Annotated in this window: 19 protein-coding genes; 6 read left to right on the forward strand and 13 right to left on the reverse strand. The window is 69.8% G+C overall.

Annotated elements, in window-relative coordinates; translation table 11 throughout:
- Positions 1-121: 121 nt before the first annotated feature.
- Positions 122-1,318: a methyltransferase, FxLD system gene (fxlM, locus tag CHC08_RS06735; RefSeq protein ID WP_089206311.1), complete on the reverse strand. Its 1,197-nt coding sequence runs from the start codon at positions 1,316-1,318 to the stop codon at positions 122-124.
- Positions 1,319-1,471: 153 nt separating this feature from the next.
- On the opposite strand from fxlM, the gene CHC08_RS06740 reads away from it, so the two are divergent.
- Together CHC08_RS06740 and CHC08_RS06745 are read left to right on the forward strand one after the other, a co-directional pair.
- The gene (locus CHC08_RS06740) at positions 1,472-1,927 is read left to right on the forward strand and encodes a hypothetical protein (protein ID WP_089206312.1); all 456 of its coding nucleotides are present in this window, start codon (positions 1,472-1,474) and stop codon (positions 1,925-1,927) included.
- A 435-nt stretch (positions 1,928-2,362) separates the two neighbouring features.
- Entirely contained in the window at positions 2,363-2,521 is a 159-nt protein-coding gene (locus tag CHC08_RS06745) for a VOC family protein (protein WP_420823558.1), read from the forward strand.
- Here CHC08_RS06745 and CHC08_RS06750 read toward each other — a convergent pair.
- Positions 2,473-3,420 carry an SDR family NAD(P)-dependent oxidoreductase gene (locus CHC08_RS06750; RefSeq protein ID WP_089206313.1) on the reverse strand — a complete coding sequence of 316 codons (948 nt, stop codon included), beginning with the start codon at positions 3,418-3,420 and terminating at the stop codon, positions 2,473-2,475. The genes CHC08_RS06745 and CHC08_RS06750 overlap by 49 nt on opposite strands.
- Positions 3,421-3,529: 109 nt before the next feature.
- Between CHC08_RS06750 and CHC08_RS06755 the strand changes: the two genes are divergently transcribed.
- Positions 3,530-4,195: a TetR/AcrR family transcriptional regulator gene (locus CHC08_RS06755; RefSeq protein ID WP_089206314.1), complete on the forward strand. Its 666-nt coding sequence runs from the start codon at positions 3,530-3,532 to the stop codon at positions 4,193-4,195.
- Positions 4,196-4,419: 224 nt separating this feature from the next.
- Here CHC08_RS06755 and CHC08_RS06760 read toward each other — a convergent pair whose 3' ends face one another.
- The 7 genes from CHC08_RS06760 to CHC08_RS06790 all read right to left on the reverse strand — a co-directional run bounded on the left by CHC08_RS06760 (position 4,420) and on the right by CHC08_RS06790 (position 14,681).
- Positions 4,420-6,669 carry a SulP family inorganic anion transporter gene (locus CHC08_RS06760; protein ID WP_089206315.1) on the reverse strand — a complete coding sequence of 750 codons (2,250 nt, stop codon included), beginning with the start codon at positions 6,667-6,669 and terminating at the stop codon, positions 4,420-4,422.
- Positions 6,670-6,741: 72 nt separating this feature from the next.
- Entirely contained in the window at positions 6,742-8,286 is a 1,545-nt protein-coding gene (locus tag CHC08_RS06765) for a hypothetical protein (protein ID WP_089206316.1), read from the reverse strand.
- Positions 8,287-8,469: 183 nt separating this feature from the next.
- Complete coding sequence (locus CHC08_RS06770) at positions 8,470-8,943, reverse strand: YbhB/YbcL family Raf kinase inhibitor-like protein (protein WP_245878172.1); 474 nt, start codon at positions 8,941-8,943, stop codon at positions 8,470-8,472.
- 500 nt (positions 8,944-9,443) lie between these two features.
- Positions 9,444-9,665, reverse strand: coding sequence for a hypothetical protein (locus tag CHC08_RS06775; RefSeq protein WP_089206318.1), 222 nt, complete (start codon positions 9,663-9,665; stop codon positions 9,444-9,446).
- Between the two features lies 1 nt (position 9,666).
- A complete protein-coding gene (locus tag CHC08_RS06780; protein WP_089206319.1) occupies positions 9,667-12,798 on the reverse strand; it encodes a DEAD/DEAH box helicase in 3,132 nt (1,043 codons plus the stop codon).
- A gap of 111 nt (positions 12,799-12,909) precedes the next feature.
- Positions 12,910-13,716, reverse strand: a complete 807-nt coding sequence (locus CHC08_RS06785) for an ABC transporter permease (RefSeq protein WP_089206320.1) — start codon at positions 13,714-13,716, stop codon at positions 12,910-12,912.
- A complete protein-coding gene (locus CHC08_RS06790) occupies positions 13,713-14,681 on the reverse strand; it encodes an ATP-binding cassette domain-containing protein (RefSeq protein WP_089206321.1) in 969 nt (322 codons plus the stop codon). Before CHC08_RS06790 ends, CHC08_RS06785 begins: the two co-directional genes overlap by 4 nt.
- Before the next feature lie 152 nt (positions 14,682-14,833).
- Between CHC08_RS06790 and CHC08_RS06795 the strand changes: the two genes are divergently transcribed.
- Both CHC08_RS06795 and CHC08_RS06800 read left to right on the forward strand, forming a co-directional pair.
- Positions 14,834-15,442, forward strand: a complete 609-nt coding sequence (locus tag CHC08_RS06795) for a PH domain-containing protein (RefSeq protein WP_338055663.1) — start codon at positions 14,834-14,836, stop codon at positions 15,440-15,442.
- Positions 15,439-17,424, forward strand: a complete 1,986-nt coding sequence (locus CHC08_RS06800) for a PH domain-containing protein (protein WP_245878173.1) — start codon at positions 15,439-15,441, stop codon at positions 17,422-17,424. The genes CHC08_RS06795 and CHC08_RS06800 overlap by 4 nt, the downstream gene beginning before the upstream one ends.
- Positions 17,425-17,652: 228 nt before the next feature.
- Here the strand turns inward: CHC08_RS06800 and sepH are convergent, their stop codons facing one another.
- From sepH to CHC08_RS06815, 3 genes are all read right to left on the reverse strand, one after another.
- Complete coding sequence (gene sepH / locus CHC08_RS48040; RefSeq protein WP_143653128.1) at positions 17,653-19,392, reverse strand: septation protein SepH; 1,740 nt, start codon at positions 19,390-19,392, stop codon at positions 17,653-17,655.
- Between the two features lie 558 nt (positions 19,393-19,950).
- Positions 19,951-21,267: a D-arabinono-1,4-lactone oxidase gene (locus tag CHC08_RS06810; RefSeq protein WP_089206322.1), complete on the reverse strand. Its 1,317-nt coding sequence runs from the start codon at positions 21,265-21,267 to the stop codon at positions 19,951-19,953.
- Between the two features lie 140 nt (positions 21,268-21,407).
- Positions 21,408-22,598, reverse strand: a complete 1,191-nt coding sequence (locus tag CHC08_RS06815) for an MFS transporter (RefSeq protein ID WP_089206323.1) — start codon at positions 22,596-22,598, stop codon at positions 21,408-21,410.
- A gap of 173 nt (positions 22,599-22,771) precedes the next feature.
- Between CHC08_RS06815 and CHC08_RS06820 the strand changes: the two genes are divergently transcribed.
- Positions 22,772-24,040 (forward strand): lytic transglycosylase domain-containing protein, encoded by a 1,269-nt coding sequence (locus tag CHC08_RS06820; RefSeq protein WP_179281924.1) that lies wholly within the window; start codon positions 22,772-22,774, stop codon positions 24,038-24,040.
- Here the strand turns inward: CHC08_RS06820 and CHC08_RS06825 are convergent.
- Positions 24,031-24,993, reverse strand: a complete 963-nt coding sequence (locus CHC08_RS06825) for a ferrochelatase (RefSeq protein WP_089206325.1) — start codon at positions 24,991-24,993, stop codon at positions 24,031-24,033. The genes CHC08_RS06820 and CHC08_RS06825 overlap by 10 nt on opposite strands.
- Positions 24,994-25,080: the final 87 nt, after the last annotated feature.

Consider the following 25,080-nt stretch of genomic DNA (forward strand, 5'->3'; position numbering starts at 1 on the left):
TCTCCTCTCACCGGTACCCAACGCGACCCGCCGGGCGAAAGGTTGCACATCTGTCTCCGGTTTATGATCAAGCGCCGTACCGACTCGAAAAGTCGCAGCCGGTACGGCTCGGCGCTGACGCTCAGTCGGCGTTCCACGACAGGGCGAGCGTGGTGTGCCGCTTGTGGATGAGCAGTCCCTCCGGGGGCGCGGTTTCGAGGTAGGCGTCGATGCGCAGTCCGGCCGTCATCGGGCGGCCTGCCCCGTCCCAGGCGTTGACGTGGTCGACGAGATCGGTGGCGAGCCGCGTTCTTTCCGGTCCGTAGCCGCGCACGATCAGCGTGTCGTCCACCTCGGGCTCCAGCAGGCAGAGGCTGTCGCCGTCGATGATTCCGGCGGCCATCGTGAATCCCGAAAGGTCGAGCGGGGGCGATGCCAGCCAGCGGGGCTGTGCCTCGGACATCATGCACCAGCGGGGCTCGTGCATCGCCAGCCACAGGCTCAGCCCGTCGTGGAGCTGTGCGCGGCTCGCGCTCGCCCCGGTGGGCATCTCGACCGCGGGGCCCTCGAGCGCGGCCAGCACGTCGCCGATCTCGCCCGCACCGGGAAGGGAGATCGCGAGGTCGGACGCCCTGTCCAGCATCAGGGTCGTCTCCGGGCCGGCGAATGGACCCCGCATCCGCATGAATCCGCAGGGCACCACCGAGCGGCTCGTCCAGTGCCCGCCCGCCCGCTCCATGGCCACCGAGCGCTGGACCCCGCGCACATCCAGTGGCGCGACGACGCGCCCCTCGGGCCCGAGCTGATCCAGCCAGGCAGGGGAGAGGTCCCAGACGCCGACGGTGGCGATCACCCGGTCATAGGGGGCCGCCGGGGTGAACCCTTCGCCACCGTCGCCGCACACCACGGTCACCTCGGGATGGCCGGCGTCGATCAGGTGCTCCCGAGCGCGTTCGACCAGGTCGGCGTCGATGTCGACACTGACGACCTGGCCTCCGGGCCCTACCAGGTGGGCGAGGAGCGCGGCGTTGTAGCCCGTTCCGGTCCCGATCTCCAGCACCCGCTGTCCCGGCTCCACCCCGAGCTGGTCGAGCATCAGGGCCATGATCGCCGGTTGCGAGGAGGAACTGATCGGCCGGCCGTCCGCATCACGCTTGGTCACGATCGCGTCGTCCCGGTAAACGGTCTCGGGGGGAAGATCCGGTAGGAAAACGTGCCGCGGCACAGCCCGGAAGGCCTCGGCCACGCCCCCGCTGATTCCGTGCGCGCGCACCTGCGTGACCAGCTCTTCCCGTAGTGCCTGCCACCCGGCCATCGCCAACCTCCAAGCCAAATTCATCTCTGTATGCCAATTTATGCACTAATTTACATGCCTTGGCTAACTTGAGGGGAATGGGTGAAATATTCGTTTCTGTCCTGTTTAATAGCGTGTCGATCTGGATCCATGCTTCCACGGACGGAAGGTTCCGGTGGGGGCCCCTATGCTCAAGGCATGAACAGCGATTTCGACTTTCTGCATGGCACCTGGGACGTGGTCAACCGCAGGCTCGTCAAGCCGCTCACCGGCAGCACCGAGTGGGATGAGTTCCCGGCCATCTCGACCTGCCATGGTTTTTTCAATGGCGCGGGCATCTTCGATGAGATGGTCTTCCCCACCAAGGGCTTCTCGGGAATGACGCTGCGGGTGTTCGACCCCGAGCGCGAGCAGTGGGGGATCTACTGGGTCGACAGCAGGCTGGGGACGCTCCAGGCGCCGGTCTTCGGCAGGTTCACCGACGGCAGGGGCGAGTTCTACGGCGACGAAACCCACGAGGGCATCCCGGTCCGGATGCGCTACGTGTGGTCGGAGATCACGCCGACCTCGGCCCTGTGGGAGCAGGCCTTCTCCGCCGACGGGGAGAAGACCTGGGAGACCAACTGGACGATGGCCCACACGCGTCGCGGGTAAGGAAACGGCGACCGGTCTCCACCGGAATTCCGTCCGTGTGACTCGATCCGATTCGGGGGAGTGGAGTTCGGCCCTTCTCGCGGTGGCCGATACGCGAACGTATCTTTTTGTTTTTCACCGCTTGGTCGCAGGGCCGAACTCCAGGGTCCGACGTGGGGTAAGGGTTTCTTGAACCCTCCATCGGCCGCTCTCCACCCCCGGCCCTGGGAGCATGGGCCGCTGTCCGGCATTCGGGGGACGGAGCCGGACGAAGGTGAATCTAATTCAGGCGGCCACATTCTGTATGTGTAGAAATGCATCCTCGCCACAAGCGGAGATCGTTACCCGCCGGATCGATCGCCACATGCGGCGATTCCCTTTCTCTCCGGCCCGCACCGGAAGAAGCTCCGTGCCCGTGGCCGTTTTGAGATTGTGGATCATGGTGTGAGTCCGAGGATGGCGAATGGTCTGGGAACGGCCGCCCTCGAAGCGGAGTGCGAGCGCCTCGTCGGTCTCGGCGCCACCCGCTTGCGCCGCGACGAGCCGGCGCCTCCTGCCGGTGCGGGCTACATCGTGATGGCCGATCCGGAGGGAAACGAGTTCTGCGTGGACTGAACGACGGGGAACTTCACCTCGGTGAGGTCTTCGGAGACGGCCCACAGCCGCTGCTGGACGGCTACCTCGTACGACTCCGGGCTGGAGGTGACCAGCCGGGGGTGGCCCATGACCTCGTTGCGTCCGCCGGGACCGTAGTACTGGCCGCCGAGCGCGGCGGGGTCGGTGGCGGCGCGCAGGGTCGGCAGTGCGCCCATCGCCGGCGTCTGGGTGATCAGCGGCGCGAGCCAGGTGAGCGGAAGCCGGAGGGCCGCGGGGGTGTTGCGGGCGAGCTCGGTGCTGGATATGCCGGGGTGCGCGGCCACCGCGACGGTGGCGCCGTGCGTGGCGAGCCGGCGCTGCAGCTCGTACGTGAACATCAGGTTGGCCAGCTTGGACTGACCATAGGCGGCGACCCGGCTGTACGACCGATCCCACTGCAGGTCGTCGAAGTGGATCGCGGCCCGGATGCGGTGGCCGGTGCTGCTGACCGTCACCACGCGCGAGCCGGGCACCGGCAGCATCAGGTCCAGCAGCAGCCCGGTGAGCGCGAAGTGGCCGAGGTGGTTGGTGCCGAACTGCATCTCGAAACCGTCCCGGGTGGTCTGCTTCGGGGTGTACATCACACCGGCGTTGTTGATCAGCAGGTCGATCCGGTCGAGCCGGGACCGCAGCGCCGCCGCCGCGGTCCGGACGGAGTCGAGCGAGGTCAGGTCCAGCGCCTGCACGGTCACGTCGCCGGTCATGCGGGCCGCGGCCTGCTCGCCCTTCTCGACGTTGCGCACGGCGAGCACCACGGACGCCCCGCGCTCGGCGAGCGCCTTGGCGGTCTCGTACCCCAGTCCGGTGTTGGCCCCGGTCACCACGGCCACCCGCCCGCGCTGGTCCGGAATGTTCGCCGTCGTCCACTTCTCGCTCATGTCAGGCTCCCAACTAGATAACGTACCGAAGGTATCTTGTATCGACGACGTTAAAGTACTTTCGGTACGTTGTCAACGTACCGAAGGTACTTAAGCTAGGCTGGCGATCGTGACTTTCCAGCGGGCGCGAACCGAAGAGCAGCGGGAGATCCGCCGACGGGCGATCCTCGACATGGCGTCGGCGATGCTCGACGAGATGCCCGTGGCCGCGGTCACCCTGAACGAGCTCAGCCGCCGGGTAGGCCTGGCGAAGCCGAACGTGCTGCGCTACTTCGAGTCTCGCGAGGCGGTACTGCTAGAACTGCTGGACCACTTCCTGCAGGAGTGGCTGACGGAACTGGCAGGCGAGTTGGCCGCCGGCATCGACGAAAATCTACCCATGGCCGAGCGAGCGGCAGCGGTGGCCGAAATCCTCAGCCGCTCACTCTCCGGCCGAGTGGTGCTGTGCGACCTCTTCGGCGCACAGGGCAGCGTCCTGGAGCACAATGTCTCCGTCGAGGTCGTAGCACGCTACAAGCGCGCCTCCCTGGACCGCCTGACAACCATGACCGCCCTGATCCAGGAGCACCTGCCGGAGCTGGGCGAGAACGCAACACCGTTCAGTCTGCAAACCATGGTCATGGCCGGCGCGCTGTCGGCGTACAGCACGCCTCCACCCAGCCTGCAGGCGGCCTACCAGGCCGAGCCCGACCTGGCCCGCTTCCACATGGAGCTGAAGGACTCCTTGAAGCTGGCCCTGACCGCAACCCTCCTGGGCGTGCTACCCCGCCGCTGACGCGTGGGTGCCGGTTTCCTGCGCCCACCCCGCCAGGATCTTGGCCTCCTTCTCCGGACGGATGCCCTGCATCATCACATCCGGATCTCCCGGAGCGAGGACCTGCCCGCCCCGGGAGATCCGGTCGGATCACCGGGGCAGGCGGCCGACGTCCCCCGCCTCATCCTGCGCTTCGCGCCGGAGCGGGACCATGAGCTCTTTCACCGCTGACGCAAGCCGTCCGCTCAGGGCGGACCGGCCGGGACCGGAGGTGATTCGAGAATGTGGACCCGGGCGGTGGCGATGTCGAAGTAAACGCCCACCAGCTCCAGGCGTCCGGCGCGGAAGAGCTCGTCCACCTGAGGGTAGGTCCGCAGGTTCTCCAACTGCTGGGTCACGTTGACCCGGCAGAGGCGGTCCAGCGGGCCGTCGTCGGTCCCGTCGCTCTCGGTGGTGACGAACCGGGCCAGGCTGTGGTGGCCGTGGCGTAGCCAGCGGGAGAGCGCGGACCCTTCCACGGTCTTCTCGCCCCCACTGAGCAGCGCGGCCATGGCCCCGCAGCCGGAGTGGCCGCAGACGGTGATGGTCCGGACATTGAGCATTTTTGTCGCGTACTCGATCGCGGCGGCGACCGAGTCGTCCGCGCACGTCGAGCCCTGCCGGGGAACCAGGTTGCCGATGTTGCGGACGGTGAACAGGTCACCGGGACCGCTGGAGGTGATGAGGTTCGGCACGATCCGGGAGTCCGCGCAGGTGATGAAGAGATGCGAGGGGTCCTGGCCGCGAGCCATCCCGTGCAGGAGCGGGCGGATCAGCGGGGCCGTGCGCCGGTGGAACTCCCGCGCCCCGGCGAGCAGGTCGGGCACGGCGAGGTCATCCTCTTCCGGCATGTGCTGGGCCGGGACCAGCGAGTAATCGGGGTTCCGCCGCCCATGCCGCCGGTGGGACCAGGGCAGCCACCAACGGTCCGGGGCACGCGGCGGGGTCTTGGCCGGAAACATTCGGGCACCGCTGGCGGCCATCGCGTACCACTCGTCGTGGATCTCGTCGATGTCGACGGTGCCGCCGCCACGCTCGTGGTCGTGGCGCCAGGCGTGGATGGCCTCGAAGGCCGCGTTGTCCATGAAGTCGATGTTCAGGTCCAGCTCCACCGCGGCTCCGGCGGGGATGGCGTGTAGCTCGGAGGTGAGCATGGGCACGCCGAGGAAGGTCAGCGAGCCGCCGATCAGCACATGCCAGCGCCCGTCGGAGTCGGGCCTGGCCTGCACGGTCACCCAGGTGAGGCGGCGCAGCGCGAGCAGCGCGGCGAGGACGAGGCCGAGCAGCACTCCCTCGGCGAGGCCGAGCAGCACGACTCCGGCCATCGTGATCAGGTATACCGGGACCTCGCCATGACCGCGCAGGTTGCGAAGATGTCCCATGTTGACCATCTGGATGCCGATGAAGACCAGCAGGGCGGCCAGCGCCTCCATCGGGATCAGGGTGATCATCCAGCCGAGGAAGACGGCGAACACCAGGATCCAGACGCCGTGCAGGATCGTGGACCAGCGACTCCGGGCCCCGGCGCGGACATTGGTGGTGCTGCGGACGATGACCCCGGCCACGGGCAGACCGCCCAGCGCGCCGGTCACCATGTTGGCCACACCCTGGGCGGTGAGCTCCTTGTCCAGGTCGGACCGCTTGCCGTCGTGCAGCTTGTCGGTGGCCACCGAGCAGAGCAGCGACTCCACTCCGGCCAGCAGCGCCACGAGCATCACCGCCGCGATGATCCCGTGCCAGTCGCCCTGAGGCCAGATCGGGGTGGCCCATTCGCTCAGGCTCTTGGAGAGATCGACCCGGGTGATGTCCCAGCCGAACGCCCAGGCGGTCACCGAGGCGACGAGCAGGGCCGCCAGCGGCGCGGGAACGATCCGGAGCCGCTGGGGCAGCCGGGCGCAGAGAATCAGGACCGTGATGGTGAGCAGGCCGACGAAGACCGCGTGGTCGTGGTTGTTGACGATCTGCTGAGGCAGCTCGATCAGGTTCTCGATCGCGGAGCGCTGCGGACTTCCGCCGAGCACCACGTGCAACTGGGAGAGCGCGATCACCACGCCGACCCCCGCGAGCATGCCGTGAACCACGGCGGGTGAGACCGCCAGGGCCGAGCGGGCGACCCGGAACACCCCGAGCAGCAGCTGTAAGGCGCCCGCAAGGAGAGTGATCATGCAGGTGGCCCGCCAGCCGTATGTCATGACGATGTCGGCGACCACCAGGGAGAGGCCGGCGGCGGGCCCGCTCACCTGGACGACCGAACCGCCCAGGAAGCCCGCCACCACGCCGCCTACCACCCCGGCGATGAGCCCGGCCGCCAGCGGTGCTCCCGAGGCGATCGCGATGCCGAGTGAGAGAGGCACCGCCACCAGGAAGACCACCAGGGAGGCGGGCAGATCGTATCGCAGTACGGAGGTGATGTTACTTTTTGTGAGCGCCGTATCGCTCTTTGTGTCCGTCCCCATGTAGGAGACCGTATGCTGCCGCCCCCCGTCGCTTAAGCCGTTATCGAAAGCTTTTACGGAGGGCGGGGAGAATCAGCGGTAATAGTCGGGGTAGTCCGGCTCCTGTGACCGGTGATGGTTGCCCCGGTTGGCGTGGTCGCGCCCGTCGGGAGCGGCGGTGGCCGGCTCGGGGCCGGCACCGTAGAGGTCGCCATAGGTGGGCCAGCTCGCCCCGTCGCTTCCGGCGGGAACGGGCGGCTCGGGCCAGGCGGCAGGGGCCCCCGGAGTGGTCGGTCGCGGCGGCTCGTAGCCGTAACCTCCGGTCGCTCCGGACCGGGGGTCGGCCGAACGGTCGTGAGGAGAAACGGTCCGGGAGGGCCCGGTCGGAGTGGAGACCGCCGGGGTCGGTCCGGTGATCGAATCTTCGTCGATGGTCGCCCAACCGGCGCTCACCTCGTAGGAGGCGGCGACGGGGGGGCCGTTGTAGACGGGCGTCTGGTAGGAGCTGTAGGACGCCGGTCCCGGGTCGTCAAGGATGTCGGCGGTGCTCGGAGTCGCGGGCCAGCCCCCGGACTGGGGGGCCGTGGCCTGGGCCCAGGGGTTGTCCGAAACGGCCTTGGGCGGTTCGGGCTGGGGGCGGCGAGGCTCGGGACGGGTTTGATATGACGCCGCGAACGGGTCGGCGCTCGGCGTGGCGGGGAATCCGCCACTGGTCGTGGGGCCCATCGGGGACATGGGAGGAAGCGGTCCCGTACCGGTGTTCGGGCCGGGGGAGCCACCGTTGGCGCCGAGCGCGGGCATCGAGCCGCTCGCGGTCACGGGGCCTACGGGGCGGCTTCTGCCGCCGTTCCTGCCGCCACCACGCGGTTGAGAGCCGCCGAGCGGGTCGTTCAGCGGGTCGGGCCTGGAAGGGGCGCCGTTGCCCTGGGCGGGAGTCCTGCCGCCGCTCCGGCGGGAACTCGACCGCTGGGGACGGTTGTCGCCGAAGGCGCCGGATGTCGGGGCGGGGGAGAAGGCGCCCGGGGTGGGCGCCGCGAAGGTGACCGTCTTCTGCTCGGCGAGCGAGGCGGACGTGGGAGCCGGGTTCGGCTGGACCGGCGCGATCAGGTCGGTGAGATTCGAGGGCAGGGAGGCCGAGGCAATGGCGGGCTCCTGGGAGGGAGCGGGCCGAGGGGGCTGCGGCCTGGTGGGCAGGGGTGCCTGCATGGTCACCGCGTCGGCGTCCACCGGGGGCAGGTCCTGCTCGACGGGACGGCTCGCGCCCATCCGGGCCGCCAGGGAACCTCCGAAACCGCCCTCGTCAGCCTGGAGCCGGGTCCAGTAGTCGTCGTCATAGTCGTCGGCCTGACCGAACTCGTTCAGGCCGCGCTTACCGCGAGAGCTCGGTGGACGTGGCTGGCGTGGCGGCTTGGGCTCGTCGAACGGAGTCAGATCTGGGGTGAAGTGGCCCATGTTGGGCTCTCTCGTGGCAAAGTCGTCGCTGGACCGGGCAGGGGTCAGCGCCTCCTTCTCGGCCATCTCCCGCAGACGCTCCGCGGGGAGCGCGCTCTCTCTGCGGTTCATCGACCGCATTCCCAGTGCCACGACGACGAGCACGAGGAGCACGACGGCGACCAGACTTACTACGACCGCGATCATTGCACCACCCTCAAGGCCATGGCCTTCCAGCGGCGCCGGTGAGATCGCGCGGCCATCGACGCGACCTGCCCCCTTGGATCACCTGCGCTCGGACATTGGATCTGATTGTGTCGGACCACTATGAGCGTTGTCACACCCTAAGTGAAGAATTGGTAACCATTACTACCTCCGGTGTTTGGCCAGTCACTCAATGTGTGCCGTGGTGAGCCGTCCCCAGGCGATCGTCTTGGCCGCGATGCTCTTCAAGGTCGTGTCGAGGGATTCACCCTTTTTAAGATTGAGCTTGCCCTTGAGCGCATAGACGGTAAAACGATAATTCTCCCGGGCGTCGCATGGGGGGCTGTAGCCCACCTTGCCGCTCGTTGTGCGCCCCTCCACGGCTCCCACCGGGACGCTGCCCTCTGCCAGCTCGTTGGTGCGGGGGTCGATGTCGAACACGACCCAGTTCACCTCGCCGCCGGTGAGACCGTTGCTGTCGGTCACGACCGCGACGGACGTGGTGTCGTCCGGCACGCGCGACCAGCGCAACGGCGGATTGCCGACCGAGCCCTTGCATGAATAGTCGGCCGGCAGGGGATCACCGTCACTCACCCGAGGGCTTGAGACGCTGATCAGCTCAAGCTGCAACCGCTCTGCGGAAGCGGTGCTGCCCAACATGCCACAACCTGAGGACACGACAACAACCGCCGCGGCCATCGCCAATCCGGCGGCTTGCCGCGGGCGGCGCGTAGACGTGCTTGGCTGCCCCATGCCCGATGATGCTACGCGTGTCTGGCGGATGCGCAGACCCGATCGCGAGGTTCCGCCGGGCGGAAATACTCCGGAATCGGGCAGAATCGAGGGACGGAAGGGTTGAGGCCGGACACCGAAATGAGTTTCGCGGCCCTCGGTTCCCCGGAGGCCCACCGCCGCGGCGAGACGGCGAAGATCGCGAGACAGCGCCCGTTCTCCTTTCTTGGCCCGTCGCCTCTCGGCGCAGGTGGAACGTGTCGATCGCCCGGCTGGTCGTCGGGATGTGGAAGGATCATTCGCCGAACGCGCTGGGAAACGCGCTGCGGACCCCGTTTCCCGGTCGGGTGCCGCCCTGGCCGCTCGGCGGAGCCGGTCCGGGCCCGTGGTGCGACCCGCGAGGAAAGCCCGTGCGGGAAGAGGCGGGGTCAGTCATCGCTCAGCTCCCGGTAGGGCTTCCTGAGCAGGTCGACGAGCGGGATGTGCCGGACCTTGACCGGGGGCGGCTCCAGCGCTCGCAGCAGCAGATCCGCGGGCGCGGTTGCGGCGTCGGGCCGGGGACGCAACCGGTTCAGGGAGACGGAGGGGGAGTAGAAGTCGTTCAGCCGCTCGTCGAACGGCGCATCCTCAACCCCGAGGACGGGCTCCATGTCAGCTCACCGCCCCGGGGCCGAGCTGGAACAGCTCGCGCAGCTGGTCGGTGGAGAGATTGGTGATCCAGTCTTCGCCGGTGCCGACGACGCTCTCGGCGAGGGTCTTCTTGCGTTCGATCATCTCGTCGATCCGCTCCTCCAGCGTGTCCAGGCAGATGAATTTTCTGACCTGGACGTTCTTGGTCTGGCCGATCCGGAAGGCCCGGTCGGTGGCCTGGTTCTCCACCGCGGGGTTCCACCATCGGTCCACGTGGATCACGTGGTTGGCGGCGGTGAGGTTGAGACCGGTGCCGGCGGCCTTGAGGGAGAGCAGGAACAGCATCGGCTCGTCGTCGTCCTGGAACCGCTCCACCAGCGCGTCGCGCTGTTTTTTCGGCAGTCCTCCGTGCAGCCAGAGCACCGGCCGGTCCAGATGGGCGGCCAGATAGGGCTGCAGGAGCGAGCCGAACTCGGTGTACTGGGTGAACACCAGCGCCTTGTCACCCTCGTCGAGGATCTCCTCGGCCAGCTCCTCCAACCGGGCCAGCTTCCCCGACCGGCCCGCCAGCCGAGAGCCGTCCTTCAGCAGATGCGCGGGATGGTTGCAGACCTGTTTCAACCGGGTCATCGTGGCCAGGACGTTGCCGCGCCGCTCGATGCCCGCGGAGCCGTCGATCCTGCCCAGCATGTCGTTCACCACGGCTTTGTATAGTTTCGCCTGCTCTTCGGTGAGTGTGCACCAGACTTTCATCTCCAATTTCTCCGGCAGGTCGGAGATGATCGTTTTGTCGGTCTTGAGGCGTCGCAGCACAAACGGCCCGGTGGCCCGCTTCAGCGCGGCGGTGGCGGTGGCGGCGGTGTCGCGCTGTGTCATCGGGGTCTCGATCGGGTCCTGATAGCGGCGCCTGAAGCGCTTGGCGGGGCCGAGCAGGCCGGGGTTGCAGAACTCCATGATCGACCAGAGCTCGGAGAGGTGGTTCTCCACCGGCGTGCCGGTCAGTGCCAGCCGGGTGCGGGCGGGGATGGATCGCACCGCCCGGGACTGCTGCGCCGAGCTGTTCTTGATCGCTTGGGCCTCGTCGCAGACCACCCGGCCCCATTCGAGCGCGGCGAGCGCCCCCAGGTCCCGCAGCGTCGTGCCGTACGTGGTGACGACCAGATCGGCCTCCCGCACGGCCGCGGCGAGCTCCTCCTCCCGCCTCCGCGTCGCGCCGTGATGGACGTAGACCCGCAGCGAGGGGGCGAACCTGGCCGCCTCCTTCTGCCAGTTGCCGATCAAGGACATCGGGCAGACCAGCAACGTCGGGCTGTGCGGGCCGCTCTCACGCTCCGACAGAAGCAGCGAAAGGGTGGATATGGTCTTTCCGAGCCCCATGTCGTCCGCGAGGATGCCCCCCAGGCCCAGTCCGGACAGGAAGCTCAGCCAGGACAGGCCGCGCTCCTGATAGGGGCGCAGCGTGCCCATCAGGGCCCGCGGCACGGCAACGGGAGCGAGGCGTCGGTCGGCCTCGCCGGAAAGGAGATCACCGAGGAGCCCGTCGGCGTCGACGGCGACCAGCGGCAGCTCCTCCTCGCCGCCCTCCACGACCTCGCGGATCACCTCGCTGACGGTCCTCTCGCCGTCGCCGCGCTCTTCGACGATCTTCAGAGCCGCCTTGAGCTGCTGGTCGTCCAGCTCCACCCACTGCCCCTTGACCTGGACCAGGGGAATCCTGAGCCTGGCCAGCTCGGCCAGCTCCTCGCCGCTGATCGTGTGGTCACCGATGGCCACGTCCAGCCGGAAGCTCACCCGCCGCTCCAGGCCGAACGCCTCGTCGCCGGCGACCGCGCGCGTGGTCAGCTTCAGGCCCAGTCCCTGGCGCCCGGCCCAGGCCGGCAGCCGCACGCCGTACCCGGCGGCCCTGAGCATGGGCGCGCCGTTGCGCAGGAAGGAGAACGCCCAGGCCGTCTCGACCTTCAGGCCGGACGGCTCGGGGGTGCGCAGCGCGGTGTAGAGGTCGGGGTGGAGGCGTACGGCGCGGTTCAGGTCGGTCCGGAGGAGCTCCTCCGGACGCTCGGGAAGCCAGGGTGCGCGCTGCCCGGCCCGGATCTGATCGGCGGACAGGTAGCCGGCCGGGTCACCGGCCGGGGCGAGACCGAACTCCACCCTCCAGGATTCGCCGTCACCGGCGGGCTCGATGAGCTCGAAACAGGCCCGGACCGGCCCGTCCAGCTCGTGCGCCGAGGCGAACCATCCGGCGAGGGCGTCGCCGAGCGCCACGGCCTCGGCGGGTCTGGCGCCGGGGAGCGAGGCGTCCTCGCCGGTCAGCGCGTACAGCCAGCGATCGGGCAGGGCCGTCTTGAGCCCCGGCCGGCTGCTGAGGATCAGGCGGTCGGGCAGTGACAGCCGGGCCGCTCCGTCGGCCAGGCCGTTCAGCGCCTCGCGCAGCACGTCCGACGAGGGCCTCTCCCCGGGTACGGCCCTGCAGACCGGAGGCATCGCGGCGGCGAGGTCGAGCAGCATCGCCAGGTCGGCACCGGTGAGCACGGGGCGCCAGCGGGCCGAGTGCTCGCCGTTCTCGACGACGAGCTGGGGCAGGATCCGGCCACGCCGCACCAGGCCGCGCGCCTGCTCGGCGACCACGGCGAAGTATCGGAGGGAGAGCCCGGGCCCCCATTCGGGCCCCCGATCGGGCTCCACTGCGCCCCCGCGCCCGGTTTCGGAGCCTGATGAGCCGGAGACGGAGTCGACGCCGGACGGACCGGCGCCGATGTCGGATGAGCCCGAGCTCGGATCGGACAGGGGGCCGAGCAGGGAGAGCACGTCGACGGGGCTGAACAGCAGCGCGGGGACGAGCCAGGTGGAGATCTTCGGGCTCCGCGCGCGGCTCGTCAGGCCGGATTCGGGAGAGGGCAGCGGACCCGTGGCCGAACCGGGGAGCCGGATGGTGAGCTCGCGATCCTCGGCTCTGGCCATGACGCCGGTGAAGGGCCCCGCCGGACCCGCCTCGCGGGTGGCGGCGCCGTTGAGGGCCGCCATCAGCGTGGCCGCGGGAGCCGCGAACGGGTGACGGCGGAGCGCGGCTCGGGAGGCGGGCAGGGGCGCCCGGGCGGTGTCCTCCGCCCAGACTCCCAGCCGTCCGTCCACCCATGCGCCGTGGACCACGAGCACGCAACCACCCCGTTCTTCCTCATCGTGTATCGCGGCCGCACCGTTGCCGCGATCTCATCGTGTTGCCGCGACGCTCGGGCATCGTCGTCCCGGCCGGGTGCCCCGGCCAGGTTAGACGCGGCTGCGGAACGCGAGGATCGCCAGAGGAGCGAAGACCACGGCGAAGCCGGCCGCCCAGAGCAGCGAAACGAGGGTGGCCCCGGCGACCTCTCCGCCGATCAGCAGGCCGCGGATGGCGTTGGCCAGGTGAGTGACGGGGTTGATGTCGGACCAGGTCTGCAGCCAGCCGGGGAAGGTGTCGGAGGGCACGAGCGCGCTGCTGGTGAACGTGAGCGGCATCATCGTCGAGAAGGAGATCATCTGCACCTTCTCCGGGCTGGACGCCTTGAGCCCGATCAGCACCGACATCCACGACATCGCCAGGGCGACCACCACCAGCAGCGCCAGAGCTCCCAGAGCGCCCAGCAGGCTCGTCGTGACGCGGAACCCAAGGATCATGCCGAACCCGACCAGCAGGACGAACGCCCACACCTGCTTGACGGTGTCGGCGATGATCCGCCCGGACAGCGGAGCGGTGCGGGCGATGGGCAGGCTGCGGAGCCGGTCGAAGACCCCCTTGGTGATGTCGGTGTTCAGACCGATCGCGGTGGACAGGGTGTAGAAAAGGGCGTTCTGCACCAGAAGGCCGGGCAGGGCGAACTGCAGGTAGTCGCCCGTCGAGCCGGAGATCGCGCCGCCGAACACGTAGGTGAACAGCAGCAGGAACATGATGGGCTGGATGCTCAGGTCGAGCAGCTCCCACGGGTTGTGCTTGATCTGGACCAGGCTCCGCCAGGCGAGCGTCATGGTCTGCTGCAGCGTGGCCAGCGGCGTGACGCGCCTGGCCACGACGGGCATCGCCGTCGACAGCGTCGTCATACGAGGGCACCTTCCATCTCGGGGGTGGGCTCGTCTTCCGCCGGATGCCCGGTGAGAGCCAGGAACACCTCGTCGAGACTGGACTTGCGCAGTGCCAGCTCGGTCGCGATGACGCCGAGATCGTCGAGGCGGCGCACGATGACGGGCACGACCGCGGGATCGTGCACGGACGTCACGACCTTTCCGCCGATGAGGTTCGGCGCCTCGCCCAGGACGTCGCCGAGCACCTGGGCGACCAGGTCGAGGTGGTCCGCCTGGAGCGGACGGACCTCCAGGACCTGCGCCCCTGTGGTCGCCTTCAGCTCGTCGGAGGTGCCGGAGGCGATCACCTTGCCGTGGTCGAAGACCACGATGTCGTCGGCGAGCTGGTCTGCCTCCTCGAGGTACTGGGTGGTGAGCAGCACCGTCACCCCGTCGGCCATCAGGCCGCGCACGACGCTCCACAGCTCGGTGCGGCTGCGCGGGTCGAGCCCGGTGGTCGGCTCGTCGAGGAACAGCACCTGTGGCCGCCCCACCAGGCTCGCCGCCAGGTCCAGGCGGCGGCGCATGCCGCCCGAGTAGGTCTTGGTCGCTCGCCCGCCGGCCTCGGAGAGATCGAACCGCTCCAGGAGCTCGGCCGCCCGCACCCTCGAGTCGGCCCTTGACATGCCGAGCAGGCGGCCGATCATCATCAGGTTCTCCACGCCGGTGAGCATCTCGTCCACCGCGGCGTACTGTCCCGTGAGGCCGATCAGCGATCGCACCTGATGGGCCTGCCTGGTCACGTCGAACCCGCCGACCGAGGCCGTGCCCTCGTCGGGTCTCAGCAGCGTCGCCAAAATTCGCACCGCGGTGGTCTTGCCCGCCCCGTTCGGTCCCAGGACGCCGAGCAGACGCCCCGGGGGCACGACGAGATCGACCCCGTCGAGCGCGCGGGTCTCCCCGTACCGTTTCACTAGACCTTCTGCCTGAATGGCATATTGCATCGGCGACACCTCTCCCTAGGTTTTCACGCCACTCAGGATGCCCGGCCCCACCGACATTTTTCCGACCGCGGACCGACCCTTGGCGAAGGCGCCCTGACAGATCGTCGACACAGGGGTCGGCCCGTCCGGGCAAGACCGTTTAGGCTGACAGCGTGAGCGACCGAGCCGATGAACACAGGGATGTCACGAACGTGGCGGCGCGCGCCGGTCACGAGAGCGAGCGTGACCGGCGGATCCCGGGGCGCGGTCGTGTTCCCCTGCGTGACCCCGCCAACCCGGTCTCCCGCAAGGCCATCGTGCTGTGGCTGCTGGAAGCCGTTTTCTGGGCCGTCATCCTGATCGGCGGCTCCTACTTCCTGGCCCGGTGGATAGACGGCGACAGGTGGTCCTGGCTGCCCGGCTGGGCGACGGACAACATCTGGTGGCTGCCGGTGCTGGTGGCGGTGCTCCTGGTTCCCGGCACGTTCATCGAGCCGTTCTGGCGCTACGCCGTGCACCGCTGGGAGTTCAGCGAGGACGTGGTCTACGCGCGTTCGGGCTGGATCAGCAGGGAGTGGGTGTTCGTCCCGGTCAGCAGGATCCAGACGGTGGACAAGGAACAGGGCTGGTTCGAGCGGATGCTGGGTCTGGCCACGGTCGAGATCCGCACCGCCTCCCACGCGGGCTCGTCCACGATCAAGGGCCTCGACTACGCGGTCGCGGCCGGCCTCGCCGAAGGGCTCGCCCGCCGGGCCGAGGAGCTCAGGGACGACGCGACATGACCGAATCTCCCGGTGACATGCCTCCTCCCGGACAGCCGGACGCCTCCGAAGACCTCCGCCCCCGGCGAGACCCGGAGAACCCCGGATCGGCCCAGGCCGTACCGGAGGACGGGCGCGCGGCCCCGCAGGTCGGTCCGGACGCGGAGACCGGATCGGCCCAGGCCGTACCGGAGGACAGGCCCGCGGATGCGCGGGCCGGATCGGCCCCGCGGACCGTATCCGAGGGCGGGCCTGCGGAATCCGAGGGCCGGCCTGCGCAGGCCGCGTCGGATGTGAGGGCTGGAGCCCCGCAGGTTGTACCCGAGGGCGGGTCCGCGGCTGTGCGGGCCGTACCGGAGGTGTGGGAGTACGGCCTGCCGATCGGCGTGCCGTTGCGGCTCAGCCCGAAGGTGCTGCTGACCGATCCGATCCGGATGCTGCCCTCGCTCCTCCTGCCGTTGGCCGGTGTTCTGTTCCTCGGCGGGTTCTCGCCCGGATCGTTCGTGTGGGCCGCGGTGGCCGTCGTCGGCTCGGTCGCCTTCGCCGCCGTCCGCTGGGTCACCTTCACCTACCGGATCGTCGACGACCGGCTGGAGCTCAGCCGGTCGCTCATCAGCAGGTCGGTACGGACGATCCCGTTGGAGCGGATCCGGGGCGTCGACGTCAGCACGCCGCCGCTGCACCGCCTGCTCGGCATCGCCGTGCTCAGGATCGACACCGGGGCGAGCGGCGACGAGAAGCAGGAAGGCGAGCTCAACGGCGTGACCGTCGCGGAGGCGGACCGGCTCAAGGCGGTGCTGCTCTGGCATGCCCGCGCCCGGATGGCGAGACGCGCTCAGGCGCGCGGAACCGTCCCCGGGACGGGATCCGACCTCCCGGCGGCGATCGACGCCTCCGGCACGCTTCCCGCCACCTCCGGCGCGCCGCGGGAGACCCCGGCTCACGCGGCCGTCGGCCACGAGGTCGGTGACACGACTCCGGAGCGGGTGTTCTTCGTGCTGCCGCGCAAGTGGCTCGTCTACGGACCCCTCTCGGGCGCCTACCTGCTGACCCCCTTCGCGCTGCTGGCCGGTGCCGTCGGTCTGGCGTTCCAGTGGGGCAGCGAGTTCAGGATCGACGGGCGGGTCGTGGTGGACGCGGGGGAGTGGCTCTGGGGACACCCTCTCCTCCTTGCCGGAGCCCTGATAGTGCTGGTGCTGGCCATGCCGGTCGTCGGCATGATCATGTACGGCGTGTTCAACTGGGACTTCACCCTGCGTGGCCGGGACGGATACCTCATCGCCGAGCGCGGTCTGATCACTCGCAGGAGCGTGTCGCTGGAGCGGCGCAGGGTGCGGGGGTTCGAGCTGGTCGAGGGGCTGGTCGAGCGCCGCATGAGGCTCGCCCGCGCGTGGGCGATCGTGACCGGTCTCGGCGACTCGGCGACCCGGGGCCAGCTGCTGCCCGTGGTGCCCCGCGACACGGTGCTCGGCGTGGTGGGCGAGGCGATCGGCGCGGCTCCCTCCGGACTGCGTCCGCATCCGGCGGCGGCACGCAGGCGCCGGCTGTTTCGCGCGGTCTTCCCGTGGCTGGTGGTGGTCGCCTGCGCGTCGGCCGCCGCGCTGATGTGGTCCACATACTGGTGGTGGCTCGCGGCGCCGGCCGCGATCCTCGCGCTGCTGGGCATCCCGCTCGGCCTGGACCGCTACCGGTCCCTCGGCCACACCTACGACGGAACCCGCCTGTCGGTCCGCTCGGGCTCGCTGCGCCGTTCCCAGGCCGTGGTGGAGGAACGGGCCGTCGTGGGCTGGACGTTGAGCCAGACCTGGTTCCAGCGGCGTGCCGGCGTGCTCACCGTGACCGCCGGGGTGGGCGCGGGCAGCGGAGGTTACGCGGCTCTCGACGTCGGCGAAGTGGAGGGCGTGGCCTTCGCCGCCGAGGTCACCCCCGACTGGTTCGCCTCGTTCGTCACCCCCGAGGCGGCCCAGGCCTCCGGAGGCTCTCGCGGCCTCGGAAATCCTTGAGGGCCTCGTAGATCCAGGGGCCTTCGGAGTTTCCGCGCTCCCCGGTGGTCCCCGAGGTTCTCGCGATTCCGGAGGTCCCCGGGACGCGCAGAGTGCTGGAAGTCTCCGAGACCCCCGGGACGCCCGACGACGGCGGCGCGGCACGGGTTTCCCTGTACGGCGAAGTTTCCCTGTACGACAAAAGCGGGGGTGACCGGAACACCGGTCACCCCCGCTTTCGCAGTGCGATCAGTCCTGGCGGCGAGCGCCGAACATGATCTCGTCCCAGGTCGGCACCGACGCGCGCCGGCCCCGGGCCTTCTTGGCCGGCCGTGCCGGAGCCGGTTTCGGCGGTTCGACGGGTTTCGGCGGCTCCGCGGGTTTCTCCGCCGCGGGCTTCTCGGCCTCGGTCTCCTGCATTGCCCCCGTGTCCCCCTGTGTCTCTTCCTTGACCGGCTCGGCCTTGTCCACGCTGATGCGCGCCGCCGGTACTGCCAGCGGGCCCTCCTGGGCCGGCTGGGTCTCCACTACGGGCTCGGGAGCGGGGGTCTCCTTCGCCTTGGGCGTGCTGTCCACCACGGGAGCCTTCGGCCCGGCGACGACCTCGGGAACGACGGCCTCGGGAGCCGAGGGCCGCTCACGGACGGGCTCGGGCTCGGTCTTGGCAGGCTCGGCCTTGACCTCGGCGGCGACGGGAGGGTCAGGCTGAGGCTCCAGGGCCTCGACGACCTCTGGAGCGCTCTGGGTGACCGGCTCAGGCTCCGGCCTGGCAGCCACGACGGGTGCGGGGGCGGGCTCCACGGGGCGGACGGGCTCCGGGGGGCGGACCGGCTCCTGCGCGACGGGCTCCGGGGGGCGGACCGGCTCCTGTGCGATGGGCTCCGGGATGACGGGGGCGGGCTCCGGTGCCGCGGGTGCCGTCACGGACGCGGGCTCGGCCGCCACGGGCGCCGGCTCGGGGGGCATGACCCGCGCGACCGGTTCGGGAGACGTGGCCCACGCGACCGGCTCGGAGGCCTGCGCGACGGGCGCAGAGGCCTGCGCGACAGGCGCGACGGGCTCAGCCGACCGGACCGGCTCCTGGGGCCTGTCCGGCTCGTAGCCGGCCGGGTCCGGAGCGCGGAGCGGGGGCACCGACACCCTCGGCGCCTCGTAGCCGGGCGGGAGCGGCGGCATCGGCGGCTGCTGGTAGGCGGCGGGTGGCTCGGTCTGGGCGTAGGCCGGCCGGGGCTGGGCCGGCGGCTCGGTCTGGGCATAGACGGGCCGGGCCGGAGCCGGTGGCTCGTGCCGGAGAACCGAGGGGAAGGACACGGGCGGCTGGTTCAGCGGCTCGGGTGCCAGCGGCGGTACCGGGGCGAGCTTGGCCACGCGCGGCACGAAGGGGGTCACCGTGCTGTCCTCGGCCGGCTCGACGTACTCGCCCGCGGACAGGCGCATGGCCTCGTCGTCGTGCGGCGTGATGTGGCGCCGTCGTGGATCGAAGATCCATTCGGCGTTACGGGTGTGACCGTTCCAGACGAAACCGAGCTTGATCCGCCACAGGTTGTCGTCCCGTTTGGCGGAGTCCCACTCGATCTCGTCGGCGGGCACGCCGCGACGGGTCAGCCGTTCGGCGACGAGGTCGCCGAGGGTGGGACCGGGAGCGGAGTCACCCGGCAGCCGCACGGCGCAGCGTTGCGCCTGCTGAGCCATGTACTCACGTTCCTGGAGGACGGGGCCTTCGAACCATCGCACACGCTCGACCGGGATGCCCGCCGTGGCGGCGATCTCCTCAGCGGTCTCGCCGGCACGGATCCGGGCCTGGATCTCCTTGGGGCGCAACGGACTCTCCACTTCGATCTCGTACTGGCCGAGACGGGAGAAGTTGCCGCGGACGGCAGCACGGAGCCGGTCGTCGACGGGCAGCGTGAACCGGGTGCCCCGGCCGGCTGTCGCCAGCACGAGGTAGGTCCCGTCCTCGCTCACCGCGACGAGTCGGAGCTCCTGCATGCGAGTCCCTTCGTCGTCGTGCTCAATCTTCCCCCGGACCCTTGAGTCTCTCGCGTGTGCCGGTTGCCTGCCAGCACCGTACCCGGCATGTCCGAACATCGCCTTCCTGGATGGGGCTCGCAGCGATGTGACGCCGGTCACATTTGCTCCATTCATCTACTTACAGGACACCGGTATGGAGCAGCAAGTTCGCGGTCCTCATCGGATTCTCGCGAATAACTCCGGATACCGCTGTGGACTTCGACCAAGAGCCGGAAGATGGTGGTGAGTCCGGCCCGCCAACCCTCGGATGAAATGTCACGATTGCAAAGGTATGCGGAGGCAGACCGTCACCATCCGTAGCGGTGGACTGTGGCGGTGGGCCTGGACGGCGGGAGAAGGTCATCTCCAGCGGACTCCCTCGGGGTTGAGCGGCGCGGGTGTCTGCCGAATCTGCCTGTCACCGGCGTCACAGGAACAACAGGACACGCGGACGCGTCACTCTTCAAGGGAGCCTTTGCGCACCCCTTTACCGAAAGGTTGCAGGAAGCGGTCGATTCGGGGAACGGGTGCCCGGGGTCAGTCCAGGACGGTGCCCAGATAGTCGTTGGTGAAAACGCGCCGCGGGTCCAGCCGGTCTCGCAGCGCCCGGAAGTCGGCGAACCGGGGATAGACCGTGGCCAGGTAGGCCGCGTCGCGGGTGTGCATCTTGCCCCAGTGCGGGCGGCCGCCGAATCTCGTCATGATCTCTTCGACGCCCTCGAAATAGGCCGGATTCGGGGTCCGCCGGTAGACGTGGCAGGCGATGTAGGCCGATTCCCTGCCGTACGCGGTGGACAGCCACGCGTCGCCGGCCGGGGTGACCCGCACCTCGATCGGGAAGGTGATCTTCCAGTCCCGCCGTTCCACCAGTTCGCGGGTCTCACGGAGGGCCTGGCCGAGATGCTCGCGCGGGATGGCGTACTCCATCTCCAGGAAGCGTACGTCCCGCACGCTCGTGAAGATCTTGTACGAGGCGTCGGTGCGGGTCGAGGTCGAGAGCGCCGTCGCCGAGAACGTGTTGAGCCGGGGGATCGCGCCGGGGAACCGCCTGCCGACGTCGCACAGCGCGCCGAACAGCGTGTTCTCCAGAAACCTGTTGTCCAGCCAGTGCCTGAACGCGCTCGGAGGGTCGGCCGGTCCCTCGCTCCGGTTGTTGCGCTTGGTCAGGCAGGTGTCGGTGTGCGGCAGCCAGAAGAAGTCCAGGTGCTCGTTGCCGGCGGTGATCGCGTCGAGCGAGCCGAGGATCTCCGTCAGCGACATCGGCTGCCGGGTGCTGCGCAACAGGAACGACGGCTCCACCCGGAAGGTCACCGCGGTCACCACGCCGAGCGCGCCCAGGCCGACCCTGGCAGCGTCGAACAGGTCCCGCTCGCTCACCTCGTCGTGGATCTTTCCCTCACCGTCGCCGCGCGCCGTGACGACCTCGCCGTCGGCGAGCACCAGCTCCAGGGCCAGGACCTGGTCGGCCAGCCCGCCGATCTCCCTGCCGGTGCCGTGGGTGCCCGTCTGGAGGGCTCCGGCGAGGGTCTGGGCGGTGACGTCGCCCATGTTCGCCAGGGCCAGGCCCATCCGGTCGAGTTCCTCGTTGAGCACGGAGAGCGTCGTCCCGGCCGCGGCCGTCACCCAGCCGTCGCCCACCTCGCGGATTCCGGTCAGCGCGTTCGGCCGCAGCAGGAGTCCGTCGGTGAGCGCGACCCCGGTGAACGAGTGCCCGGTGCCGATCATGCGCACCCGGCGCCCCGTCGCGGCGCCGTCCTGTACGGCCCGCACCACCTCCTCCACCGAGGACGGCGTACGGACCTCCGCCGGGGCGAAGACCTGGTTCCCGGCCCAGTTGTGGAAGACCTCGCTCATGCTTCCTCCCGCCCGGCCGGTCTCGCCAGGCTTTCGCGGCGCGGCCGTGGGGCGTTGACGCCCTGGTCACGGCCTATGCCGCGTGCTGTCGCGTTCGCCGGGTCGCTCGCTCCGCCAGTGAACATGAACAGTACTCATGATTACTGCTGGGCAACAGGGGTTCGCAGCCAGGCGGAGCCGCCGATGCCGATGGCCACGGCCAGGAGGGCGCAGACGAAGGAGAAGCCGTAGGCGTTGGAAGCGCCGAACGAGTCGGTGAGCCTGCCGCCCGCCCAGGCGCCGAGCGCCACGCCGAACCCGACCGAGGTGGAGATCCAGGCCATGCCCTCGGTGAGCAGGCGGGCCGGGACCAGCTGTTCGATCAGCGTGTAACCGGTGATGATGGTCGGGGAGATGGCCAGCCCGGCGAGGAACAGCGCGGCGGCCATGACCCTGAGGTCGCCGATGAGGGCGATCGGGGCCAGCCCGAGCGCGAACACCGCCAGCGCGCGGACGAACCTGAGGCGCAGGGAGACCTTCCACTGGCGCGCGCCGTACCAGAGCCCGGAGACGAGACTCCCCCCGGCGAACGCGCCGAGCAGCAGCCCCGCGACCGGTTTGGCGCCGTGTTCGTCGGCGAACGCCACCGTGATCAGATCCACCGAGCCGAACACCGCGCCCATCGCCAGGAAGGAGCCGGACAGCAGGGCCACCCCCGGGATGGTGATCGGGCTGCCCGAGCGTCGCTCGCCGTGCCGGACCGGCGGCTGGGTGCCGCGCTGCAGGGCGAAGGCGATGGTGCCCCCGATCGTGCAGGTCAGGGCGACGATCAGGCCCGCGTAAGGGTTGATCATGGTGGCCAGGAGGGTGACCAGCGCGGGTCCCGTGACGAAGATGACCTCGTCGGCGACCGACTCGAAGGAGAACGCCGCGTGCAGCCTGGGAGACCCGGTCAGCAGGTGCGACCAGCGGGCGCGCACGAGCGAGCCGAGGGAGATCGCGGTCGCGCCGGCCGTGACGCCGGTGGCGAACAGGACCCATCGGGGTGTCCCGAACCTCGCACAGAGCATCATCGCGGTCAGCGCGGCGCCGTGCATCAGGACGAGCGGGACGATTACCCTGGCCTGACCGAACCTGTCCACCAGGCGCGCGGACACCGGGCCGGCTACGGCGAACGAGACGTTGAAGGTGGCCGCCACCGCGCCCGCCAGAGCGTAGGAACCGGTGAGATTCTGGATGAGCAGGATGACACCGATGCCGAGCATCGACATCGGCATCCGCCCGACGAATCCGGCGACGACAAAACCCTTGACGCCGGGTGCGCTGAACAGCCCCCGGTATGGCCCGACCACTGACTCTCCTCTTCGGTGCGTTTCCGGCGTGGAGCGTATCGACGATTCCTCACAAAGCCGCTGTTCGGCAAGTGATTTCCGGACAATGGCCCAGATGGTGGGCCGTTGGGGCTAACGTGAGCGCAGTGTCGCATCTTCCCGGGTTGCGGGCATTCGTCCCAGTGCTGGCCGTCATGACTGTCCTTGCGGCTGCCTGCGGCGCGGTGTTCGCCGTGCTCGCCGCCACCCGCCCGGCCGATGTCCGCAGAGTCGTGTCCACCGAGTCCGACGTGCGGGAGCTGACCGGGCTCGCCCCGCTGACCGGCTCCCTGGCCGCGAGACCGACCGCCGCGGCTGTGGATCCGGCGAATCCCGCAGACCCTGCGGACCCCGCGAGCGCAGTGACTCCCGCGACCCCCGCGCCCTCCAGGACCCGGGCCGCCGGCGGGCCCGGTCTCACCCTCACCCCGCCCAGGCTGCTCGTGATCTCCCAGTCGACGCTGCCCCAGCAGACCAAGGACGGCATCTCCCGGCTCAAACACGTCCAGAAGATCGACTCCTTCGACGGCGGAGCGGTCAGGATCTCCGGGACCGGGCTGAACCTGCTCGCGGTCGATCCCGCCCGCTTCCGCGCCTGGGCGCCGAAGGCCGTGGCCGATCAGCCGGGGGTGTGGAGCGCCCTGGACAGGGGGGAGTTCGTCGCCGACAGTTCGGCGATGCGCCGCTTCGGACTGGTCCTCGGCGCGGCCTACCAGGTGGACGGCGGGCCCCGGTTGCGGGCCGCGGCCTCCGCCCCGTTCGGCCTGCCCGGCGTGGACGGCCTCGTGAGCGAGGAGACCGGGCGGCGCCTCGGACTGCTGCCGGGCGTGGCGCTGCTGGTGAACGGACCCGAGAAGGCGGCCGCCGCCCTGAAGGCCGGGGTGAGCAAGTTGCTGAGCCCGGGAGCGCAGGTGGTCGCGGTGGGCCGGAGCCGTACCGCCGGAACCACGAGGACCACCGGGGAGAAGGCCGTGCCGGACAGGACGGCCACCGACGCCGCCGCCAAGGAGGAGCCGGTGGCGGCCCCGCGGGCGACGGTCGGAAGGCCCGGCAGCTACCTGGAGCTGTATCGCCTGTCGGCCGGGGTCTGCCCGGGACTGTCCTGGACGGTGCTGGCCGCGATCGGCCAGGTGGAGAGCTCGCACGGGCGTAACAACGGCCCGTCGTCGGCGGGTGCGCAGGGGCCGATGCAGTTCATGCCCGCCACCTGGAAGTCCTACGGGGTGGACGGCGACGCCGACGGCGTCGCCGACATCTGGAGCCCGTACGACGCGGTTCCCTCCGCGGCCAACTACCTGTGCGCCAACGGCGCGGGCCAGGGCGGCAAGAAGCTGGAGAAGTCGATCTGGTTCTACAACCACTCCTGGTCGTACGTCGCCAAGGTCATGGCCATCTCCCGGGGCTACGCCGCCGCCTATCCGTGACGGCGGGGCGGAGCCGGGCAGCAGGTGGCCGCGCACATGATCGGCTCCGGCTCGGCCAGCAGCTCGCCGACCATCGAGACGAACCGCGGATGGGTGCCCGCGGTGGCGGCCCTGGCCAGCGGGAGGCCGAGTCTGCCGGCCACCTCGGCGGCCTCCACGTCGAGGTCGTAGACGACCTCCATGTGGTCGGAGACGAAACCCACGGGCACCAGCACCACCGCGGGGGCGTCGATCTCTGCCAGATGGTCGCAGACGTCGGGCTCCAGCCACGGGATGTGAGGGGGGCCGCTGCGGCTCTGCCAGACCAGGTCCCACTCCCGCTCGCCGCCCAGCTCCGCGGTGATCAGCGAGGCCGCCTGACGGAGCTGCGCCTCGTACGCGCCGCCGCTCGGCCCGGCGGTGCGGGCCATCGAGATCGGGATGCTGTGCGCGGTGAAGACCAGCCGCGCGGCGTCCCTGTGCTCGGCGGGCAACCGGTCCAGGGCCTCGCGGGTGTGGTCCACCATGGCCGCGACAAAGCCGGGGTGGTCGAAGTAGTGCCGGAGCTTGACGACCTCCGGGGCGCCCTCGACCGCGGTCCTGGCGAGCGAGATGTCCTCGAGGTACTGCCGGCAGGCCGAGTACGAGCTGTAGGCGGACGTGACGAAGGCCGCCGCCTTGCGCACGCCGTCGGCGGCCATCTGCCTGAGCGTGTCCTCGAGGTAGGGATGCCAGTTGCGGTTGCCCCAGTAGACGGGCAGGTCGATGGTCGGTTCGACGGCCGCGATCAGGTCGCGGCACTGCTGGTTGATCGGGCTGGACCCGCCGAAGCGCTGGTAGTGCGCCTCGACCTCCAGCAGTCGCTCACGCGGGACGCCCCGGCCCCGCACAACGTTCTCCAGAAACGGCATCACGTCGTCGGGCTTCTCCGGGCCCCCGAACGAGACGACGAGCAGTGCGTCGTAAGTCCCCATGACATTTATCAAACCGCATGCCGGGGTGTCCTTTCGCATGGTCACGTAGGGTCATTCGGCGTCGACCGTGCGGATGGATGCATGACG

It is taken from the genome of Streptosporangium subroseum (assembly GCF_900188345.1).
In the GTDB taxonomy this organism is placed as follows: domain Bacteria; phylum Actinomycetota; class Actinomycetes; order Streptosporangiales; family Streptosporangiaceae; genus Streptosporangium; species Streptosporangium subroseum.